Annotated in this window: 13 protein-coding genes and 1 tRNA gene; 8 read left to right on the forward strand and 6 right to left on the reverse strand. The window is 62.8% G+C overall.

Features of this window, described 5'->3' with window-relative positions; all coding sequences use genetic code 11:
- From WEB61_RS16345 to WEB61_RS16360, 4 genes are all read left to right on the forward strand, one after another.
- A partial coding sequence (locus WEB61_RS16345; protein ID WP_368065405.1) for a sensor histidine kinase occupies positions 1–810 on the forward strand: 810 nt, incomplete at its 5' end.
- Positions 811–927: 117 nt separating this feature from the next.
- Positions 928–2,637, forward strand: a complete 1,710-nt coding sequence (locus WEB61_RS16350; RefSeq protein ID WP_368065406.1) for a phosphoethanolamine transferase — start codon at positions 928–930, stop codon at positions 2,635–2,637.
- Positions 2,634–3,365, forward strand: coding sequence for a phosphatase PAP2 family protein (locus WEB61_RS16355; RefSeq protein ID WP_368065407.1), 732 nt, complete (start codon positions 2,634–2,636; stop codon positions 3,363–3,365). Before WEB61_RS16350 ends, WEB61_RS16355 begins: the two co-directional genes overlap by 4 nt.
- 134 nt (positions 3,366–3,499) lie before the next feature.
- Positions 3,500–4,381 carry a diacylglycerol kinase family protein gene (locus WEB61_RS16360; RefSeq protein WP_368065408.1) on the forward strand — a complete coding sequence of 294 codons (882 nt, stop codon included), beginning with the start codon at positions 3,500–3,502 and terminating at the stop codon, positions 4,379–4,381.
- Here the strand turns inward: WEB61_RS16360 and WEB61_RS16365 are convergent.
- From WEB61_RS16365 to WEB61_RS16375, 3 genes are all read right to left on the reverse strand, one after another.
- Positions 4,378–5,967, reverse strand: coding sequence for an FMN-binding glutamate synthase family protein (locus WEB61_RS16365; protein WP_368065409.1), 1,590 nt, complete (start codon positions 5,965–5,967; stop codon positions 4,378–4,380). The two genes, WEB61_RS16360 and WEB61_RS16365, sit on opposite strands and share 4 nt — an antisense overlap.
- 38 nt (positions 5,968–6,005) lie before the next feature.
- Entirely contained in the window at positions 6,006–6,962 is a 957-nt protein-coding gene (locus WEB61_RS16370) for a hypothetical protein (protein WP_368065410.1), read from the reverse strand.
- A gap of 415 nt (positions 6,963–7,377) precedes the next feature.
- Positions 7,378–8,328 (reverse strand): N-formylglutamate amidohydrolase, encoded by a 951-nt coding sequence (locus WEB61_RS16375; protein ID WP_368065411.1) that lies wholly within the window; start codon positions 8,326–8,328, stop codon positions 7,378–7,380.
- Positions 8,329–8,597: 269 nt separating this feature from the next.
- Between WEB61_RS16375 and cpdR the strand changes: the two genes are divergently transcribed.
- The 4 genes from cpdR (at position 8,598) to WEB61_RS16395 (ending at position 13,557) form a co-directional block, all read left to right on the forward strand.
- A complete protein-coding gene (gene cpdR / locus WEB61_RS16380; RefSeq protein WP_368065412.1) occupies positions 8,598–8,960 on the forward strand; it encodes a cell cycle two-component system response regulator CpdR in 363 nt (120 codons plus the stop codon).
- Between the two features lie 129 nt (positions 8,961–9,089).
- A tRNA-Val gene (locus WEB61_RS16385) sits at positions 9,090–9,164 on the forward strand.
- 182 nt (positions 9,165–9,346) lie between these two features.
- Complete coding sequence (locus WEB61_RS16390; protein WP_368065413.1) at positions 9,347–10,468, forward strand: efflux RND transporter periplasmic adaptor subunit; 1,122 nt, start codon at positions 9,347–9,349, stop codon at positions 10,466–10,468.
- Between the two features lie 14 nt (positions 10,469–10,482).
- Positions 10,483–13,557: an efflux RND transporter permease subunit gene (locus WEB61_RS16395; protein ID WP_368065414.1), complete on the forward strand. Its 3,075-nt coding sequence runs from the start codon at positions 10,483–10,485 to the stop codon at positions 13,555–13,557.
- 284 nt (positions 13,558–13,841) lie between these two features.
- Here the strand turns inward: WEB61_RS16395 and WEB61_RS16400 are convergent, their stop codons facing one another.
- The 3 genes from WEB61_RS16400 to WEB61_RS16410 form a co-directional block, all read right to left on the reverse strand.
- A complete protein-coding gene (locus WEB61_RS16400) occupies positions 13,842–14,687 on the reverse strand; it encodes a TauD/TfdA dioxygenase family protein (RefSeq protein WP_368065415.1) in 846 nt (281 codons plus the stop codon).
- Positions 14,688–14,710: 23 nt separating this feature from the next.
- Complete coding sequence (locus WEB61_RS16405) at positions 14,711–15,322, reverse strand: glutathione S-transferase family protein (RefSeq protein ID WP_368065416.1); 612 nt, start codon at positions 15,320–15,322, stop codon at positions 14,711–14,713.
- A gap of 76 nt (positions 15,323–15,398) precedes the next feature.
- Positions 15,399–17,735: an RND family transporter gene (locus WEB61_RS16410; RefSeq protein ID WP_368065417.1), complete on the reverse strand. Its 2,337-nt coding sequence runs from the start codon at positions 17,733–17,735 to the stop codon at positions 15,399–15,401.
- Positions 17,736–17,802 lie beyond the last annotated feature (67 nt).

Consider the following 17,802-nt stretch of genomic DNA (forward strand, 5'->3'; position numbering starts at 1 on the left):
TGGACGGTCCGCCGGGCGCTGGCGCCGCTGACGCGGCTTTCGGCGCTGGCGCGGCGCATCGGACCGGGTACGCTCGATCGCCGTTTGCCCGAAAACGGATTGCCGGAGGAAGTGCTGCCGCTGGTCGGCGCGGTCAACGCAGCGCTCGCCCGGATCGAGCAGGGCTATGCGCGCGAACGCGAATTCACGGCCAATGCCGCGCATGAGCTTCGGACGCCGCTGGCCGTGCTCAAGGTGCATGTGGAAACGCTTTCGACCCTCGACGAGGTGCCGCAACTCATCGAGGAACTGGATGGCATCGAGCGTCTCGTCTCGCAGCTTCTCCAGCTGGCCCAGGCCGATGCTCTGGAGCTGCAACCAGACGACACGGCCGATTTGCGCGAGGTGACGCACGCGGTGACGCGGCTGCTGGCCCCTGTGGCGGTCCGCGCGGGCAAGTCGATCGAACTCAACGGTGCCGATGCCGCGCCGCTCCCGGTGTGCGGCAATGCCGGCTTTCTGGCGCTGGCGCTGCGCAATCTTGTCGAGAACGCTCTTGCGCATACGCCGCGTGGCGGCTCGGTCGAGGTCCGGTTGCATGATGTCGGGCGCGTTGACGTCATCGACGAAGGCTCCGGCGTAGCGCCCGGCGACGAGAAACGAATCTTCGAGCGCTTCGTTCGCCTTCAGCCGCACACCTATGGCGGCGCCGGGCTCGGACTTTCGATCGCTGCCCGCATCGCCGCAGCATATGGCGGCCGCATCGAGGTTGCGCGCGCGCCCGGCCGGGGTGCGGCATTTTCACTGATCCTGCCATTGCGCGCTGCCTGACACCGTGCTGTAAGGCGCCTGTAAGCAAACTCCGGTGAATTCCCTGAAACCGTGCTCGAAAAGCCACAACGGCCTGTGCCGGAAGCGGCTGCACGCCGCCAGGGATTTCCGGGTCAGATGGACCTCTACCGATCGTTTCGCCGCGTTTTGGCCGCCATGCCGCGTCTGCCGGCCCTTCATCCGGTCTGGCTGACGCTGCTGGTCTCGGCGGCGCTGGTTCTTTTCTACAACGGCCAGCTCTGGTCGCTGGTTTTCGACGTCTGGCCCGGCCGTTCGTTTCACGATCTTGCCTTCATCGCCTCCATCGCCGTCTTTCTGACCGTCGTCTTCAATCTCGTTCTGCAGATGGTGGCGATTCCGCGTGTTCTGAAACCGGTTCTCGCTCTGCTCTTTCTGACGGCGGCGGCGATCTCCTATTTCGCCTCAAGCTACGGTGCGATGATCGACAAGACGATGATCGCCAATGTGATCGAAACCGATGCGCGCGAGATCGGAGACCTGTTGTCGCTCCGTCTCGTCGCGCAGGTTGTTTTGTTTGGTATTGTTCCGGCACTTCTGCTGTGGCGGGTGCCGCTTGCGCTTCGTTCCTGGCGGCAGGAAATTCTTGTCCGCGGTGGCATTGTCCTTGGCAGCTTTGTGCTTGTCGGCCTCATTGCCGCAATGTTCTTTCAGGATTATGCGTCGCTGCTGCGCAATCACCGTGAAGTGCGCTTCATGATCAATCCGTCGGCGGCGATCTATGCCACCGCGCGTTATGCGACGGCCGTTCCCTCGGCGATGGCGGCGACCTATACGCAGATCGCCGAGCGCGTTGTGCGTGGGCCGGTGCCCGATACGCAGACGGGAAAGAAGACGCTGGTCGTTGTCGTTGTCGGCGAGACCGCGCGGGCCGATCATTTCTCGCTCAACGGCTATCAACGGCAAACCAATCCCGAATTGTCGAAGCTCGATATCGTCAATTTCGGTGAGGTCCGCTCTTGCGGCACGTCGACCGCCGAATCGGTGCCTTGCATGTTTTCCGATCTCGGCCGCGACGATTATTCCGAAGCAAGGGCGTCGATGCGCGAAAACCTTCTCGACATAATCGTCCGCGCCGGTATCGACGTGCTCTGGCTCGAAAACAATTCGAGCTGCAAGGGCGTTTGCGCGCGCATTCCGAGCCAAACGACATGGAGCCTCGGCGACACCGCTTATTGCGACGGCGGCGATTGCCGCGATGATCTTCTGGTTCGGCAGCTCGGCGCGGCGCTTGCCACGGCGGACAATGACCTGGTCGTGGTGATGCACCAGATCGGCAGCCACGGGCCGTCCTACTTCAAGCGCTTCACCGACGCTTTCCGGGTCTTCACGCCAACCTGCGATACCAATCAGCTTCAAACCTGTACGCGGGAAGAGATCGTCAACAGCTACGACAACAGCATTCTCTATACCGACAAGATACTCGCCGAGACGATCGGTGTCCTTGAGGGTGTTTCCGATCGGTTTGACACCGCCATGATCTATGTCTCCGATCACGGCGAGTCGCTCGGCGAGAACGGCATCTATCTTCACGGCATGCCCTACATGTTCGCGCCCGACGCGCAGAAACACGTGCCCATGGTCGTCTGGGCTTCGGCGGGTTACCGCAGGAAGACGATGCTCGACATGGCCTGTCTGGCGCTGGAGGCCGATGCGGCCGTCAGCCACGACAATCTCTTCCATTCCGTTCTCGGCATGCTCGATGTGCGCAGCGATGTCTATCGGCAGGAACTCGATTTTTTCGCGCCCTGCCACCGGCCCGCAGCCGTTGCACGGGTCGTGGATGACAGCGGTACCGCGCATCCATGAGCAATTTCACGGTTGCCGCCGGGCGGCCGGCGGGCTTGCGCGTCGAGACGGAAATCGTCTTCTGCCTTGCCGTTATCGCGCTGCTCAGCCTGTGGCCCTCGGTCCATCTGCTCGACCTCGCGGTTCAACCCTTCTTCTTCGATGCGGGCGCCGGGCGCTGGCTGATTCCGCCCGATGATCGTGGTCCGCAGTTCCTGGTTTTCTACAAGGGCGTAAAAATTGCCTTCGGCATTGCCGGCGGCGGCGCGGTTCTCTGGTTGATCGTCCGCGCCGCGCGGCGGCGCTGGAGCCTTCGCGATACGCGCCTTGCCGCCGCGCTATGCGTGCTCGCCCTGACGCCGCTGATCGTCGGTCTGCTGAAGAAAATGACCGGCGTGTCCTGTCCGGCGCAGGAACTTGTCTTCGGCGGTCCCTATGCGCATACGGCCATCTGGGATCGCCTGATCTTCCTCGTTCCCGGCAATGTGCATTTCCGGTGCTGGCCGGCCGGTCATGCCTCGGCCGGTTTCGGTCTGATGGGACTGCGTCTGCTGGCGCCGGCGGCGCAACGTTTCGGTATCCATTGGCTGCCGGCCCTCGGCGCGGGTTGGGGCATGGGCCTCTATCAGATGGCGCGCGGTCAGCATTACCTCTCCCACACCATCGTCACCATGATGCTGGCGATCCTGCTGTCGGGTCTGGCGCTGGTGATTCTCGAGCGGACGATAGTTCGCGTTGACCGGGGATAAGTTTTCCCGGCTAATTCGCTTGTTCAAAATCCGGGGCATTGCCGGTTTGCGGTCGCGAAGCGAATTCGGGTTTGTGACAGTTTTTTGACAGTTCCGTGACAGAGCGCTCGGAAAAGCTAACGAACGGACGAAAATTGGCCCTTCGCCGCAGCTTCCACATCATCCTCAATCCCACTGCCGGCCGTCGCAATCCAGCCTTGCTCGATCGCGTCGTGGCGCGGCTTCGTGCGTGCGGCGCGGACGTCACTGTCGACCTCACGCGCGCGGCCGGACACGCGACGGAGCTTGCGCGCGCGGCCGCGCGGCACGGCGAGGCGGATGTGATCGTCGCGGCCGGTGGCGACGGCACCATCAACGAAGTGGCGCGGGGCCTGATCGGGCAGGGGGTTCCGCTCGGTATCATCCCGCTCGGTACTGCAAATGTGCTTGCCGTCGAGATCGGTCTTCGTCCGCATGCGGAAGAGATTGTGTCGATGCTGCTCGGCGGTCCGGCCGAGCTGATCGGTACCGGATTGGTCGATGGCGAGATTTTTCTGATGATGGCGGGCATCGGCTTCGATGGCGAAATCGTTCATAATATCGATCCGCGCCTGAAACGCCTGTGGGGCAAGGGCGCGTTCATCTGGTCCGGTCTCAGGACCTGGGCAGGAGGTCCGGGCCGCGACATCCGTCTCGTCGTCGATGGCCGCGAAAAGCGCGCCGCATGGGCGATCGTCACCAATGCGCGGCACTATGCGGGACCCTTCGTTCTCGCGCCGCAAGCCGAGATCGTGTCGCCGGGGCTGACGCTTTTCCTGCTTCACGACGGAAGCCGCTTCGGCTTTGTCCGCTTTCTGGTGGCGCTGGCGTTTGGTTGCGTCGAGAAGTTGCGCAGCGTGGAGGCTTTTCCGGCGCGGCACATCGACGTAACGGGCCCCGCCGGTCTTGCCGTCGAAGTCGATGGCGATGCACGCGGATACCTGCCGCAAACGATCGAGCAGGGCACGCAGTTCCTGCGGCTGGTGATGCCGGCTTAAGCGGCGTCGGCACCGAAGCGCGGACGGCTGATGCCATTGCGCGAGGGGAGCGCGGCCGCATCGGCCCAGCGGCCGTAATAGTCGGCGAGCGATACCGACACCCCGTCCGGCCCCATGATGCGCGCATGTTCACGGTTCAGGCGGCGCGGTTCGGTGACGCCGCAGGAATGCGCGATCACGCAGACTTCCTGTGTTACGCGCTCGGCGTAGCGACGCACGCGTTCGCCCTTGTCGGTCACGTCTAGGCCGCGCTGCAGGCGCTTGTTGTGTGTGGTGATGCCGGTCGGGCAGGTGTTCTTGTTGCATTGAAGCGCCTGGATGCAACCCAACGAAAACATGAAGCCGCGCGCCGAACAGACAAAATCGGCGCCGACGCAGAGCGCCCAGGCGACTTCTGCCGGCGTGATCAGCTTGCCGCTCGCCGTCACGCGAATGCGCGACTTGAGCTTGTGCCGCTCCAGCGTGTCGCAAAGCACCGGCAGGCTTTCCCAGATCGGAAGGCCGACATAGTCGATCAGCGGCATCGGCGCTGCGCCCGTGCCGCCGTCCGCACTGTCGAGCGAAATGAAATCGGGCGCGTTCTCGATGCCGCGGCGGTTGATTTCCGCGCATAGCTCGTCGAGCCAGTCATAGGCGCCGAGCACCAGCTTGAAGCCGGTCGGTTTTCCGGTGATCTCGCGCACATGGCTGACGAAGTCCAGCAACTCGCCGATGCTGTCGACTTCCGGATGCCGGTTCGGACTGATCGAGTCGTGACCAGCGGGAATGCCGCGAATGGCCGCTATTTCCGGCGTTACTTTCGAACCCGGCAAAATGCCGCCCTTGCCGGGTTTTGCGCCCTGGCTCAGCTTGATCTCGAACATGCGGATCTGTTCGTGGGCGGCGAGTGCGGCGAGCTTTTCATCCGACAAGATTCCGTTGTCGTCGCGGCAGCCGTATTTCGCCGTGCCGATCTGGAAGACGATATCGGCGCCGCCTTCGAGGTGGAACGGCGACAGGCCGCCTTCGCCGGTGTTGAGCCAGATGCCGGCCATGCGCGCGCCTTTCGACAGCGCCAGCACAGCGGGCTTTGAAATCGCACCGTAGCTCATGCCCGAAATATTGTAGACGGAGGCCGTGCGATAGGGTTTTCGCGCGTACGGGCCGACTTCGATCAGCGCCGTCTCGGCGGCGTTCCGATCGAGTGTCGGAAACGGGCAATTGGCGAAGGTGACGGTGCCGGCCGGCCGGAGATCGCGTGTCGAGCCAAAGGCGACCGTCGTGTCGACGCCCTTGGCCGCGCGATAAACCCAGGCGCGCTGGGCGCGGTTGAAGGGCAGTTCCTCGCGATCCATCGCAAAGAAATATTGCCTGAAATATTCGCCGAGCGATTCGAAGAGATAGCGGAAGCGGCCAATGACCGGGTAATTGCGCCGGACCGCATGTTTCGTCTGTGTGCTGTCGATGACGAAGAGGACGACGACCGAAAGGACGGCACAACCGATGCCGACGATGAAGAGCGCCGACATGATGTCGACGATCTGCCAGATGACGGAATCGTTCAGCATGTCCGCCAGATTCTTCATCGCCCCGCCGAACGCGCTCATGCCCGCTGCCCCCGAATGTATGATTTCCTGCGCCCGATCTAGGCGCCGGGTATGTCCGCGCCGGCAACGCGCGTCGGCCTCTCCGGTGTCACCGGGTCGAGGACGCGCGGTGGTTCGCGATATGCGGCTTTGCTCGCGACTTCGAACTCGCCGTTGGCGATCGACAAGCGCAAGCCGACGGCCGCGACGGCCGCCTCGCGGACGTTCTGACCCGGTGTCGGATCGAGCACCTTCGGGGCCGGTCGTGCAATACTCGCGGTCGCGATGTCGCCAGCCGGATGTCTCTCCACGGGCCTCTCCGCGGGGTGCTCCGACGACGGCGCGATGGCTGGCTTCAGTTCGCCCGACAGGTCGATCCGCGCCGCGCGATACGGTGCCGGCGTGACATAAGATGCGCTGGCGATGCGGGTGCGTTCGTTTTCCCAGATGCGGACGACGCGGGCGAAATAGTGGCCACCACGCGCGGCTGTCTGCGAATGGTAATGTGCGACGGCCTTCGGCCAGCTTCCCGTTTGTGCGTGAAGACGTTTCAGGAAGTCGGCGCTGTAGGCGACATTGGTCATCGGATCGAAACCGTCTTCGAGGCTCGCGAAGGCGTCGGGGTGATAGCGGAGGTTGATTTGCATGCAACCGATATCGATCGAACGCATGCCGCTGTCGAGCAGGCGCTGCGTTGTGCGCACCGCTTCTTCCTTGGTCTTGAAATAGTAGCCGCGGCCTTCCGCATTGATCGTCCACGGCCAGGCACGCGATTGCCGTGTCCTGGCGTCGAAGCGACCGGATTCGGCGAGGGAGACCGCCGTCAGCAACGCGCGGGGCAGCGCGTTCTCCGTTTCGTGATGAAAAGTGGCGCTTTCGCAGAGTGCGGCCGGGTCGAGCGCGCTATCTGCGTCGCTTGCCTGTGCGGCATCGACCAGCAGAAACGAAATCGACAGTGCCGCCGCGCCAGCGGCGCCGCGTGTTCCGTATTTGAAAAGGCGCGCCCAAGCGGCCATCCGTCCCACCCCTTGCCTCGAGATCGCAAGACCGGCGGCCATGCGACAATTCATCGGTCATCATGGGACAGGGGCGTTAAGGAACGTTTGCAATGCCGTCCGGTGTGGGTCTGCGCCGCCTCGGGGGAGGCATGACTGCAGATTGCGCTGCGCTGCACATAGTTTCGCGAGGGCCAAAAAAGAGCTTTTTTTCCGAGAAATTTGGCAGTCTTCGGCGACTTATCGGGCAAAAAGATTTTGTCCCGGGCTCTTGATTTGTGTGCAGTGCAATGTCATCTTGTGCATTGCGGCATCGGTTGAGCTTTCTCCCGTTGCCGCAGCCCTTCCTGGGCGTTTCCTCCCTAAACTTGGGCCCTGGTTCGCCAGGGCCCCTTTTTTTGGGCGAAGGGGCTGGAGGCAGGCGCTTTTGGTTCGCTCAGAAAGCGGCGCCGCGTGCGCCAAGCGTCAGGGTCGACCAGTCCCAGGCTGCCAGCTCGTCGACGAAGGCGGTCATGTCCTTCTGCATCTGTACAAAGCCCGGTACCGGCTCCAGCCGTGCCTCGTCCATATAGAGGGCCCGATTGACCTCGATCTGCAAGGCATGGAGGCCGTTTCGCGGGCGGCCGTAATGTTCGGTATTGAAGCCGCCGGCATAAGGGTTGTTGCGGATGACGCTGTAGCCCAGGCGCCGCAAGATCCGTTCCGCCTCAGCCGTGATGGTGCCGGCGCAGGAGGTGCCGTAACGGTCGCCAAGAACGATGTCCGGGCGGTCAGCGCCGCTATCGTCGTCGGTCGGACCGCCGACCGACGGCATCGAGTGGCAGTCGATCAGGATGGCGCAACCGAAGCTCTTCAAAGTGCTTTCGAGAAGGTCCCGCAGCGCCTCGTGGAAGGGCATATAGAGGCGCCGGATGCGTTCCTCGGCTTCGGCATAGGACAAGGGCGCGCGATAAATCTCGGTCGAATCGGAAACCACGCGCGCGATGGTTCCGAGACCACCCGCGACGCGCAGCGAGCGCGTATTTACGTGCGGCGGCAGGGGTTCGGTGAACATAGAGGGATCGAGTTCGTAAGGCTCGCGATTCGCATCGAGATAGGCGCGCGGGAAGCGGGCCTGAAGAAGGGGCGCTCCCAGTTCGACCGCGCCGGCAAAAAGCTTCTCCACAAAGCTGTCTTCGCTTCGGCGCAGGGTCAATGCGTCGAGGTTCGAAGCGGCGACGAAAGACGCCGGATAGTGCCGCCCGCTGTGAGGGGAGCTGAAAACAAAGGGAATCCGCTGATTTTCCGGGTTTTCGACGATGATTGGGCGTTCGAACAGGCCGGCCTCGGTCACGTCCGGGCCATCGATGCCCAGCGCGGTGATCATTGTTTCGGGAGACAGGTCCATTTGCAGGTGCGCCGAAATGCCTGTTTTACCTCTGCGGATGGTGGGTGCCGAAACCCATTTTTTCAAGTTTAGCATGACCTTCTTGCGAAGAGCGACCCGCGCGGGCGCCGGGGCAAAATCGCGGGGCGATGCGAATAAAAGGCCTGGCTTCATATCCTGTTTACTATTGAAATCCTAAAGTGGCACCGACAAGGGAAGGGGGCTGGCCGCAAGGTTCCGCACCCGCTTCAGTGTCGAGGGGCAATCAAGGGACGGATCGGGCTGGGCCTATGGCACGCATTCTGCTCGCGGAAGACGACGAATCCATGCGCCGCTTTCTGGCCAAGGCGCTGGAAAATGCCGGCCATGAAGTCGTTTCCTATGGTCAGGGCGACGAGGCCCATCGACGCCTGAAGAACGATGTTTTCGACATTCTGCTGACGGACATCGTGATGCCCGAGATGGACGGTATCGAACTTGCCCGGCTTGCCGCGGAGCTCGATCCGACGCTGAAGATCATGTTCATTACCGGTTTTGCGGCCGTTGCGCTCAATCCCGAAGTGGCAACCCCCAAGGACGCCAAGGTGCTTTCCAAGCCCTTTCATCTGCGCGACCTTGTGGCCGAAGTCGAACGGCTGATGATCGCCGCCTGAGCCTCCCGTCGCCAGCGGTGCGGACCGCGTTTCCGGCTTGTCTTTGAAGGGTATCCTCGTTATAGGAACGGCCTTCGGCGTCGGATCGGCGCCCTGCCGGCGCGTGCCGCCGGCGACCGGAATGGCAACGGGCGTGTAGCTCAGCGGGAGAGCACTTCGTTGACATCGAAGGGGTCACAGGTTCAATCCCTGTCACGCCCACCATTGCCCCTCCGGCGACTCGCAGCGTCCATATTGTGGGCCGATGCTGGCAAATTGCCATTTTCCTGCCCATGTAAATGACCTATTCCAGAACGCCTGAGTCGGCGCGCGCAGCGAGCCGCCGGGCTCTATGTCTGTCGACATGGCGCGTCCCGTTTTCCGGGCGGCCCAACAAGCGATGTTTCATGCGGTCTCTTAAACAGCTTTTTCCGAAACAGCTTACGCCGCGCACGATCGTCATCGGCATTCTTGTCGCGTTCGCTGTCTTGCTGGCCGTGCTCTTTCTCTACCGGCTTTACGATCGCTTCGCGGGACAGCAATCCGGCGGCTTTCCACCGCCGGTCGTCGAGGTGGTCGAGGTGCGCAAGGCGCCGGTCGAAGTTCGCGTTGCGGCGCTCGGCACCTTGCAGGCCGATCAATCGATTGTGCTGACGCCGGAAATTCAGGGCATCGTCACCAGTATCGACTTTACCGACGGGCAACGGATCGAGGCGGGCGAGGTCGTACTTCGGCTCAACGACGACGATCTCAAGGCGCGGCTGGCGCAGGCTGAAGCGCGGCTGACGCTGACGCGCGCCAATTATCAGCGCGCGGAGCAACTCGTGCGGCAGGGGTCGGGAACGGCGCGGGCACGCGACGAAGCCCTCAACGATTTCAAGTCGGCGGAGGCCGAACTTGCCGCCGCTCAGACGGCACTCGACAAGGGGACGATCAAGGCGCCTTTCTCCGGCATCGTCGGCTTGCGGCAAGTGAGCCTCGGACAATATCTCACGGCCGGCGAGCCCATCGCGACACTTGCGGATGTCGACAATCTGCGGATCGATTTCCGCGTGTCCGAGGTCTTCCTGACCCGGATTCGCAAAGGTCAGAAGATCAGCATCACCTTCGACGCGTTGCCGGACAGAACCTATGAGGGCGTGGTCAGCGCGGTCGATCCGGTGGTCAGCATCGAGGGACGGGCGCTCAGCGTTCGCGCGCTGCTCGCAAATGACGGCGGCGAATTGCGCCCCGGACTTTTCGGGCGCGTCGACATCGTGACCGAGACGCGCGAATCGATCCTGCTGCCCGAATCCGCGATCGTCACCGATCAGACCGGCGACCGTGCCGTCTTCGTCGTCGTCGACGGAAAGGCCGCCATGCGCAAGGTGGAGACAGGCGAACGCCGGCCGGGCCAGGTCGAGATCGCATCCGGTGTCGAGCCGGGTGACATGGTGATCGTTGCCGGTCAACTCAAGGTACAGGACGGTGCGCCGGTCGAGCCGGTTCCGGCGGCCGACGATCAGTCCCGTTCCGATCCGGCCCTGTAGCGGAAGGCCGGCGCATGCATATTTCCGAACTGTTCATTCGCCGCCCGGTCTTTGCCACCGTCGTCAGTCTCATCCTGATGCTGATCGGGATCGTTTCCTATGATCGCCTGTCGGTGCGCGAATATCCGGAAATCGACGAGCCGGTGGTGACGGTGACCACGGTCTATCGCGGTGCAAGTGCGGCGGTCGTCGAGCGCGAGGTCACGCAGGCGCTCGAGGACTCGATGGCCGGCATCGAAGGCATCGAGGTGCTGTCGTCGGCGAGCCGTCCTGAAGAGAGCCAGGTGACGGCGCGCTTCACGCTGACGACGGATCCGGACGTCGCGGCGAGCGACGTGCGCGACCGCGTCGGTCGCGCGCGCGGGCTGCTGCCGGACGATGTCGAAGAGCCGATCATCGCCAAGGTCGAGGCCGACGCGCAGCCGATCATGTATATCGCCTTCAAGAGCGATCGCATGAATTCGCTGGAGATCACCGACTATCTGGACCGCATCGTCAGCGACCGGTTGCAGAACCAGCCCGGCGTCGCGCAGGTCAGCATTTTCGGCGGCCGCGAATATTCGATGCGCATCTGGGTCGACCGGGCGCGGCTTGCCGCCTACAACCTCACGGTGCAGGACGTCGAAAACGCCGTCAGGGCGCAGAACGCCGAGATTCCGTCGGGTCGCATCGAGAGCCTCGACCGCGAATTCACGGTGCTCGCAAAGACGGCGCTGCAAACGCCGGAAGAATTCGAAAACATCGTCGTCAAGGAGACGGACGGTTTCCAGGTGCGGCTCGCGCAGGTGGCGCGGGTGGAGGTCGCCGCCGCCGACGTCAGACGGTCGGCGACCTATAACGGCGAGACGTCGATCTCGCTCGGTGTCGTCAAGCAGGCGACGGCCAATCCGCTCGAAGTCGCGGCGGCAGTGCGCAAGACGCTCGACGACCTCGCGCCGACGTTGCCGGAAGGCATGGGTTCGTTTGTCGGTTACGATACGTCGGTGTTCATCGCCGAATCCATCCGGTCGGTCTATGAGACGATTCTCGAAGCCATCGCGCTCGTCGTGCTGGTGATCTTCGTCTTCCTGCGAACCGTGCGCGCGTCTTTCATTCCCGTCGTCACCATTCCGATCGCGCTGATTACGAGTTTCGCGATCATGCTGATGTTCGGCTTCAGCATCAACACGCTGACGCTTCTTGCGATGGTGCTGGCGATCGGTCTGGTCGTCGACGACGCCATCGTGATGCTGGAAAACATCTACCGGCACATCGAGATGGGAAAGACACCCTTCCAGGCGGCAATCGACGGATCGCGCGAGATTACCTTCGCCGTCATCGCCATGACGCTGACGCTTGTCGCCGTTTATGCGCCTGTCAGTTTCGCCGAGGGGCGCACGGGCAAACTCTTTCTGGAATTCGCGCTGACGCTGGCGGGCGCCGTTGCGGTCTCCGGTTTCGTGGCGCTGACGCTGACGCCGATGCTCTGTTCGAAGCTTTTGCGGCACGAGACGAGCCAGGGCCGCCTGCAACGCTGGCTCGGCGACAAGCTCGACGAACTCGATGCCGGCTACAAGAAGCTGTTGCGGCGCGCCCTCGAGCGCCAGCGCGCCGTGGTGGCGCTCGCCGTGATCGTCGGCGTTTCGTGCGCGGGCTTCATGATGCTGCTGCAACGCGAACTGGCGCCGCTCGAAGATCGCGGCACGCTGCTCGTCGTCGGGCAGGCACCGCAAGGCGCGACGCTCGAATTTTCGGCGCGCTATGCAAAGCAGATCGAGAAGATCTATATCGATATTCCCGAAGTCGCCGGCTATCTCGTCGTCTCGGGTTTTCCGCAGATTACCGATCTTGTCTCATTCTCGCGCCTCATTCACTGGAGCGACCGCAGCCGCACGCAGCAGGAAATCGTCAGCGAGATGCAGCCGAAGCTCGGCCGCATTCCCGGCATTCTCGCCTTCGCGATCAATCCGCCGTCGCTCGGACAGAGCGGTCGCTCGCTGCCGGTCGAATATGTGGTGCAGGCATCCGGCACGTATGAGGATCTGGACCGGTATGTGAACCTGATGATGAACGAGATCCGCCAGAACCCCGGTTTCGTCAATCCGGACACCAACCTCAAGCTGCAGAAGCCGCAGCTCGACATCGCCGTCAATCGCGACAAGGTCGTCGATGCAGGCATCGACGTGTCGACGGTCGGGCGGACGCTCGAAACGCTGCTCGGCGGGCGAAAGGTCACGCGTTACGAGCAGGGCGGCAAGCAATACGATGTGATCGTGCAAGTTGCCGACGACGAACGCCAGACGCCGAACGACATCAGCAACATCTATGTGCGCGGCGGGCAGGGCGAAATGGTCCAGCTCTCCAATCTCGTATCGGTGACAGAAACCGTCGCGCCCAACGCGCTCAACCGTTTCAACCAGCTCCGCGCCGCGACGATCTCGGCCAACCTGACGCCCGGATATTCGATGGGCGAGGCGCAGGATTTTCTCGACGAGCTGGCGCTCCGGGTGCTGCCCGCGACCGCGCAGACCGATGTCGATGGACAGCTTCGCGAATTCGTCAAATCGTCCAACACCATCGCGATTACCTTCGTGCTGGCGCTGCTTTTCATCTACCTCGTTCTCTCGGCGCAGTTCGAAAGTTTTCTCGACCCGCTCGTCATTCTGGTCAGCGTGCCGCTGTCGATCGCGGGTGCGCTGCTGCTGCTTTTCCTGACAGGCACGACGCTCAACATCTACAGCCAGGTCGGATTGATCACGCTTGTCGGCCTTATCAGCAAGCACGGGATTCTGATCGTCGAATTTTCCAATCAGTTGCGCGAGCGCGGCAGTTCCGTTTACGACGCGGTGGTGGAAGCGGCGGGCCTCCGGCTACGGCCGATCCTGATGACGACGGGCGCGATGGTGCTGGGTGCAATGCCGCTGGCGCTTGCCGGCGGCGCGGGCGCGGAGAGCCGGCGCTCCATCGGTCTCGTGATTGTCGGCGGGATCAGTTTCGGCACCGTGTTGACGCTGTTCGTGGTGCCCACCGTCTATCTCCTTCTGGCCGGCTGGCAGGAGCGGCGCGTCGCCGCGAAGGCCGGACGGGGCGTCCGCGCGCCGGCGGAATGATCGATCCGTATACGGACGAACATGACGGATATCACCGGTTTTGGACCTCAAAACCGGGCTGAAACACCCCCCTCTGTCACGAAACTGTCAAAAAACTGTCACAATCGGCTTCCGGGCCGGTTTTTACCGCCGTCCGGTGACGAATTCGGAGCCGATTTCGGTGCTTTCAAAAGCACGCAAACGGACGCTTTTGCCTTTTCCTTCGCAGCTGCATGAGGAAGTAAGGCGTGACGCCGCAGCGCATGAAACTTATCCCCGCCTTCCCTTGACGCCGCGACCCGATCTCAGAACGGACGGTCGCCGTCGACCGTCACGCGCTCCATGTGGCGGCGGTGACCGTGATAGTCGTTCAGCGCGAAATGCTGCGCGGCGCGGTTGTCCCAGAAGGCGATGGCGTTTTTGCTCCAGCGGAAGCGGCAGGTGAAGGGTTCCTGCGTGCAATGCTCGAAGAGGAAGTTCAGAAGCGGACGGCTTTCGCGGCGCGACCAGCCGACGAATTTTTCGGTGAAGGCCGGATTGACGTAAAGCGCCTTGCGGCCGGTTTCGGGATGGGTGCGGACGACGGGATGCTCGAAAGACGGCGTATCGTCGCCCGCGACGGCCACTTCCATTCCCTTGCGCGCCTGCGCCGACTGGCCGCGTTCGCTGTATTCGCCCTTTGCGGTGTGGATGGCTTTCAGGCCTTCGAGCGTTTTCTTCATGCCGTCCGAAAGTGTTTCGTAAGCGAGATACTGGTTCGCCCACAATGTATCGCCGCCATAAGGCGGCACTTCCTTCGCATAGAGGATCGAGCCGAGGGCCGGTTCTTCGAGAAACGACATGTCGGAATGCCAGCCGCCGCCGAAATTGACGCGGTCTTCCGGTTCCTTGACGATCCGCATGATCTCGGGATGGCCGTCCATGCCCTTGACGTAAGGGTGAATGTTCAGCGTGCCGAAACGGCGGCCAAAGGCCTTGTGCTGGTCATGCGTGATGTGCTGATCGCGAAAGAAGATCACCACATGATCGAGAAAGGCCTGGTGGATGGCGTCGAAAACCTCGTTCGAGATATCCTTCGACAGGTCCACGCCTTCGATCTCGGCGCCGAGCGCGCCCGATATCGGTTTGATGTCGATTGCTTTGCCGGGCATTCGCTTATCCTCCCTTCGTGCGGTCAGGCCGTTGCCTTCTGGAATGCGGGCCGCCCGCTCAGCCGCGCGAAATAAGCCGAGACGTTCGGGTGGCCGTCCTTCAGGACGCCGAACAGTTTGCAGAGCAGCAGGCTGTAGCCGAGCATGATGTCGGCGGCCGAAAATTCCGCCCCGCCGATATAGTCCTTGCCCTGAAGTTCCTTGTCGAGGATGCCAAGCATCCGCGTGGCGCCTTGCCGCCCTTCCTCGGCGACCTGCGGAACGCGCTGATCCTCGGGGCGCACGAAGGCATGTTGCGCGATATTGCCGAGTGGCCCCATGAAAGTCGCCTCGGCGAAGTGGAACCATTGCAGGTACTTCGCGTGTTCGGGCGAGCCCGGATTGGCCGGTTCGAGCCGGCCCTTGCCATGTTTGGCGAGAAGGTACTGCATGATGGCGCCCGACTCGTAGAGGACCAGCCCGTCATCGTCGATCGAGGGCACCTTGCCGAGCGGGTGGATGGCGAGATAGGCCTCCGACTGAAGCTCGGCGGGCGTGAAATTGAGCCTCTCCAGCTCGTAGGGAATGCCGAGCTCCTCGCAGAGCCAGACAATGCGGATCGAGCGCGTGTTTTTCGCGTGGTAGATTTTCAGCATGACGTCTCCTCATGGACGCCTTTGCCGGCGCCGCTGTTTTCCGTTGGCGGCAGTCTAGCGAAACGGGCGGGCGTGGTCACCGTCCTCTTTGGCGCGGGAAGAGGCGTTCGAGGGTGGCGGCGAAGGCGGGGAGGAAGACGATGGCGGCGATCATGTTGGCGAGGAACATGAAGGACAGGAGAATGCCCATGTCGGCCTGGAGCTTGAGGCCCGAAAAGGCCCAGGTCGAGACGCCGACCGAGAGCGTCAGCCCGGTGAAGATGACGGCGACGCCGATCTGTTTCAGCGCCAGCGGATAGGCCTCGCCGATCGGCATGCCCTCGTCGAGGAAGAGCTGCAGGCGGCTGTAGATGTAGAAGGCGTAGTCGACGCCGATGCCGGTCGCCAGCACCAGCACCGGCAGGGTCGAGACCTTGAGGCCGATGCCGAGCGCGGTCATCAGCCAGTAACCGAGGAAGGTCGCCATCAGCAGCGGCATGCAGCAACAGACGATCGCGCGCCAGTCGCGATAGGCGAAATAGACCAGCGCCACGATGACCGCATAGATCCAGGCCAGCATCGGCAATTCATTGGCCTCGATCACATCGTTGGTCGCGGCCATGACGCCGACGCCGCCCATGCCGAGGCGGAAGTTGACGTCCGTGCGCGAGAGTGCCTCGCTGTCCGTCGAGCGAAAGTTCACGACCGCCGCGATCACGTCCTCGATGGTGCCGGCCTTGTGATCGTCGAGATAGACGATCACCGGCAGGATCGTGCAGGCCTCGTTCAGGAGGCCGCTCGACGGCTCGTAGAGCGACGTCGTGCGGATCAGGTCGGCTTCGGTGCGCGGCAGGGCGACCCATTTGAGATTACCCTCGCGCCAGATCGCCGACGTCTCGCGCGCCGAAAGCGCCAGGGACTGCACCGAATTGACGCCCGGCACGTTGCGCATGACCCAGGAAAAGCGGTCGACCAGCCGCATCGTCGGATAGTCGATGCAGGCATCGGCCGGCGTTTCGACCACAATGATCAGCGCGTCGGCCGAAATCGAGAAGCGGCCGACGATTTCGGCGATGTCGCGGTTGTAGCGCGAGGAGGGCCAGAGTTCGGCGAAGCCTTCCGTCAGGTCGCCGATATGGCGGTTGCGCGTTTCCATGACGGCGGCGGCGAGCAGACCTGCGAAGACGATCAGCGCCGCCGTTGCGGGAACGGGCCGGGCGATGGTGCCGATGACGCCCATGATGCGCTCGCGCGAGCGGCGCAGACGGGTATAGGTCTCGGCGAAGCCGGCGCGCACCGGCAGATAAGAGGCGAGCAGCGGCAGCATGATCAGGTTGGTGACGATTTTCAGCGCGACACCGAGCGCCGCCATCACGGCAAGGTCCTGAATGACCTCGATCGGGATCAGGTAAAGCGTGCCGAAGCCGACAAGATCGGTGAGGAGCGCCAGCGAGCCCGGGACGAGCAGCCGGCGGAAGGTGGTGCGCGCGGCTTCCTCTGCGGATTTTCCGTCGCTGATTTCGGCGGCGATCAGGTTGATCTGCTGCACGCCATGGCTGACGCCGATGGCATAGACCAGAAACGGCACCAGTACCGCCAGCGGATCGAGGCTGCGGTCCATCATGTGCAGGAGGCCGAACTGCCAGACCAGAGAAACCAGCGAACAGAAAACCGCCAGAAAGGTCAGTTGCAGCGAGCGCGAATAGACAAAGACGGCAAGCGTCGTCAGTGCGAAGGCAAGAACGAAGAAGACGATCACGTCGCTGGCGCCGTCGGCGATGTCGCCGACGAATTTGGCGAAGCCGACGATCTGAATTTCGGTATCCGCGTCTTCGTAACGGTCGCGCAACTGGGTTTCGAGGCGTTCGGCGAGGTCGAGATAGTCGAGCTTTTCGCGCGTCAGCGGATCGATTTCCTGAAGCTCGGCGATGACGAGCGCCGCGCGATGATCGTTGGAGACGAGGAAGCCCTTGTGTTTGCCGTTGAGCGCCCGGTCGCGGATCGTTTCGACATCGGCTTCGGAAATATTGCCCGCGGTGACGCCGTTCGGGATTACCGGATAGGCGTTGATGCCTTCCTCGGTGTTTTCCGTCACGCGCGTTGTCGGCGACCAGAGCGAGCGCACGGTGGAGCGGCGCACGCCGGGCAGAAACGTGACTTCCTCGGCGACTTCGTGGAGACGGCGCAGAAAGGGTGCGCTCCAGACGGTGCCCTCACGTGCCTTGACGGCGACGAGGATGAGATTGGCGCCCGGCACCTCGTTTTCATATTCGAGGAAGGTCTGGACGTATTCGTGCCCGGTCGGCACCTGCTTCAGGAAGCCTGCTTCCATGCGGAGCTGGACGGCATAAAAGCCCGTCAGCAGCGTGAAAGCCGCCAGCAGGACAAGGATCAGCGCCCTTGCCTTGAACACAATGAACTCAACGAATTTCACGCCAAACTCCCCCCACACGGCCCTTTATGCAGGCCCGCGCCGTTCCCCTCCAGCCGTCTCTCCCCAT

The organism is Parvibaculum sp. (genome assembly GCF_040882025.1).
Lineage (GTDB): Bacteria > Pseudomonadota > Alphaproteobacteria > Parvibaculales > Parvibaculaceae > Parvibaculum.

Excerpts from the sequence above, each read along its gene's own strand:
- WEB61_RS16405 (WP_368065416.1), bottom strand. The coding sequence starts at position 15,322 with ATGCTGAAAATCTACCACGCGAAAAACACGCGCTCGATCCGCATTGTC.
- WEB61_RS16355 (WP_368065407.1), top strand. The coding sequence starts at position 2,634 with ATGAGCAATTTCACGGTTGCCGCCGGGCGGCCGGCGGGCTTGCGCGTC.
- WEB61_RS16370 (WP_368065410.1), bottom strand. The coding sequence starts at position 6,962 with ATGGCCGCTTGGGCGCGCCTTTTCAAATACGGAACACGCGGCGCCGCT.
- WEB61_RS16365 (WP_368065409.1), bottom strand. The coding sequence starts at position 5,967 with ATGAGCGCGTTCGGCGGGGCGATGAAGAATCTGGCGGACATGCTGAAC.
- WEB61_RS16400 (WP_368065415.1), bottom strand. The coding sequence starts at position 14,687 with ATGCCCGGCAAAGCAATCGACATCAAACCGATATCGGGCGCGCTCGGC.
- WEB61_RS16375 (WP_368065411.1), bottom strand. The coding sequence starts at position 8,328 with ATGGACCTGTCTCCCGAAACAATGATCACCGCGCTGGGCATCGATGGC.
- WEB61_RS16350 (WP_368065406.1), top strand. The coding sequence starts at position 928 with ATGGACCTCTACCGATCGTTTCGCCGCGTTTTGGCCGCCATGCCGCGT.
- cpdR (WP_368065412.1), top strand. The coding sequence starts at position 8,598 with ATGGCACGCATTCTGCTCGCGGAAGACGACGAATCCATGCGCCGCTTT.
- WEB61_RS16390 (WP_368065413.1), top strand. The coding sequence starts at position 9,347 with ATGCGGTCTCTTAAACAGCTTTTTCCGAAACAGCTTACGCCGCGCACG.
- WEB61_RS16395 (WP_368065414.1), top strand. The coding sequence starts at position 10,483 with ATGCATATTTCCGAACTGTTCATTCGCCGCCCGGTCTTTGCCACCGTC.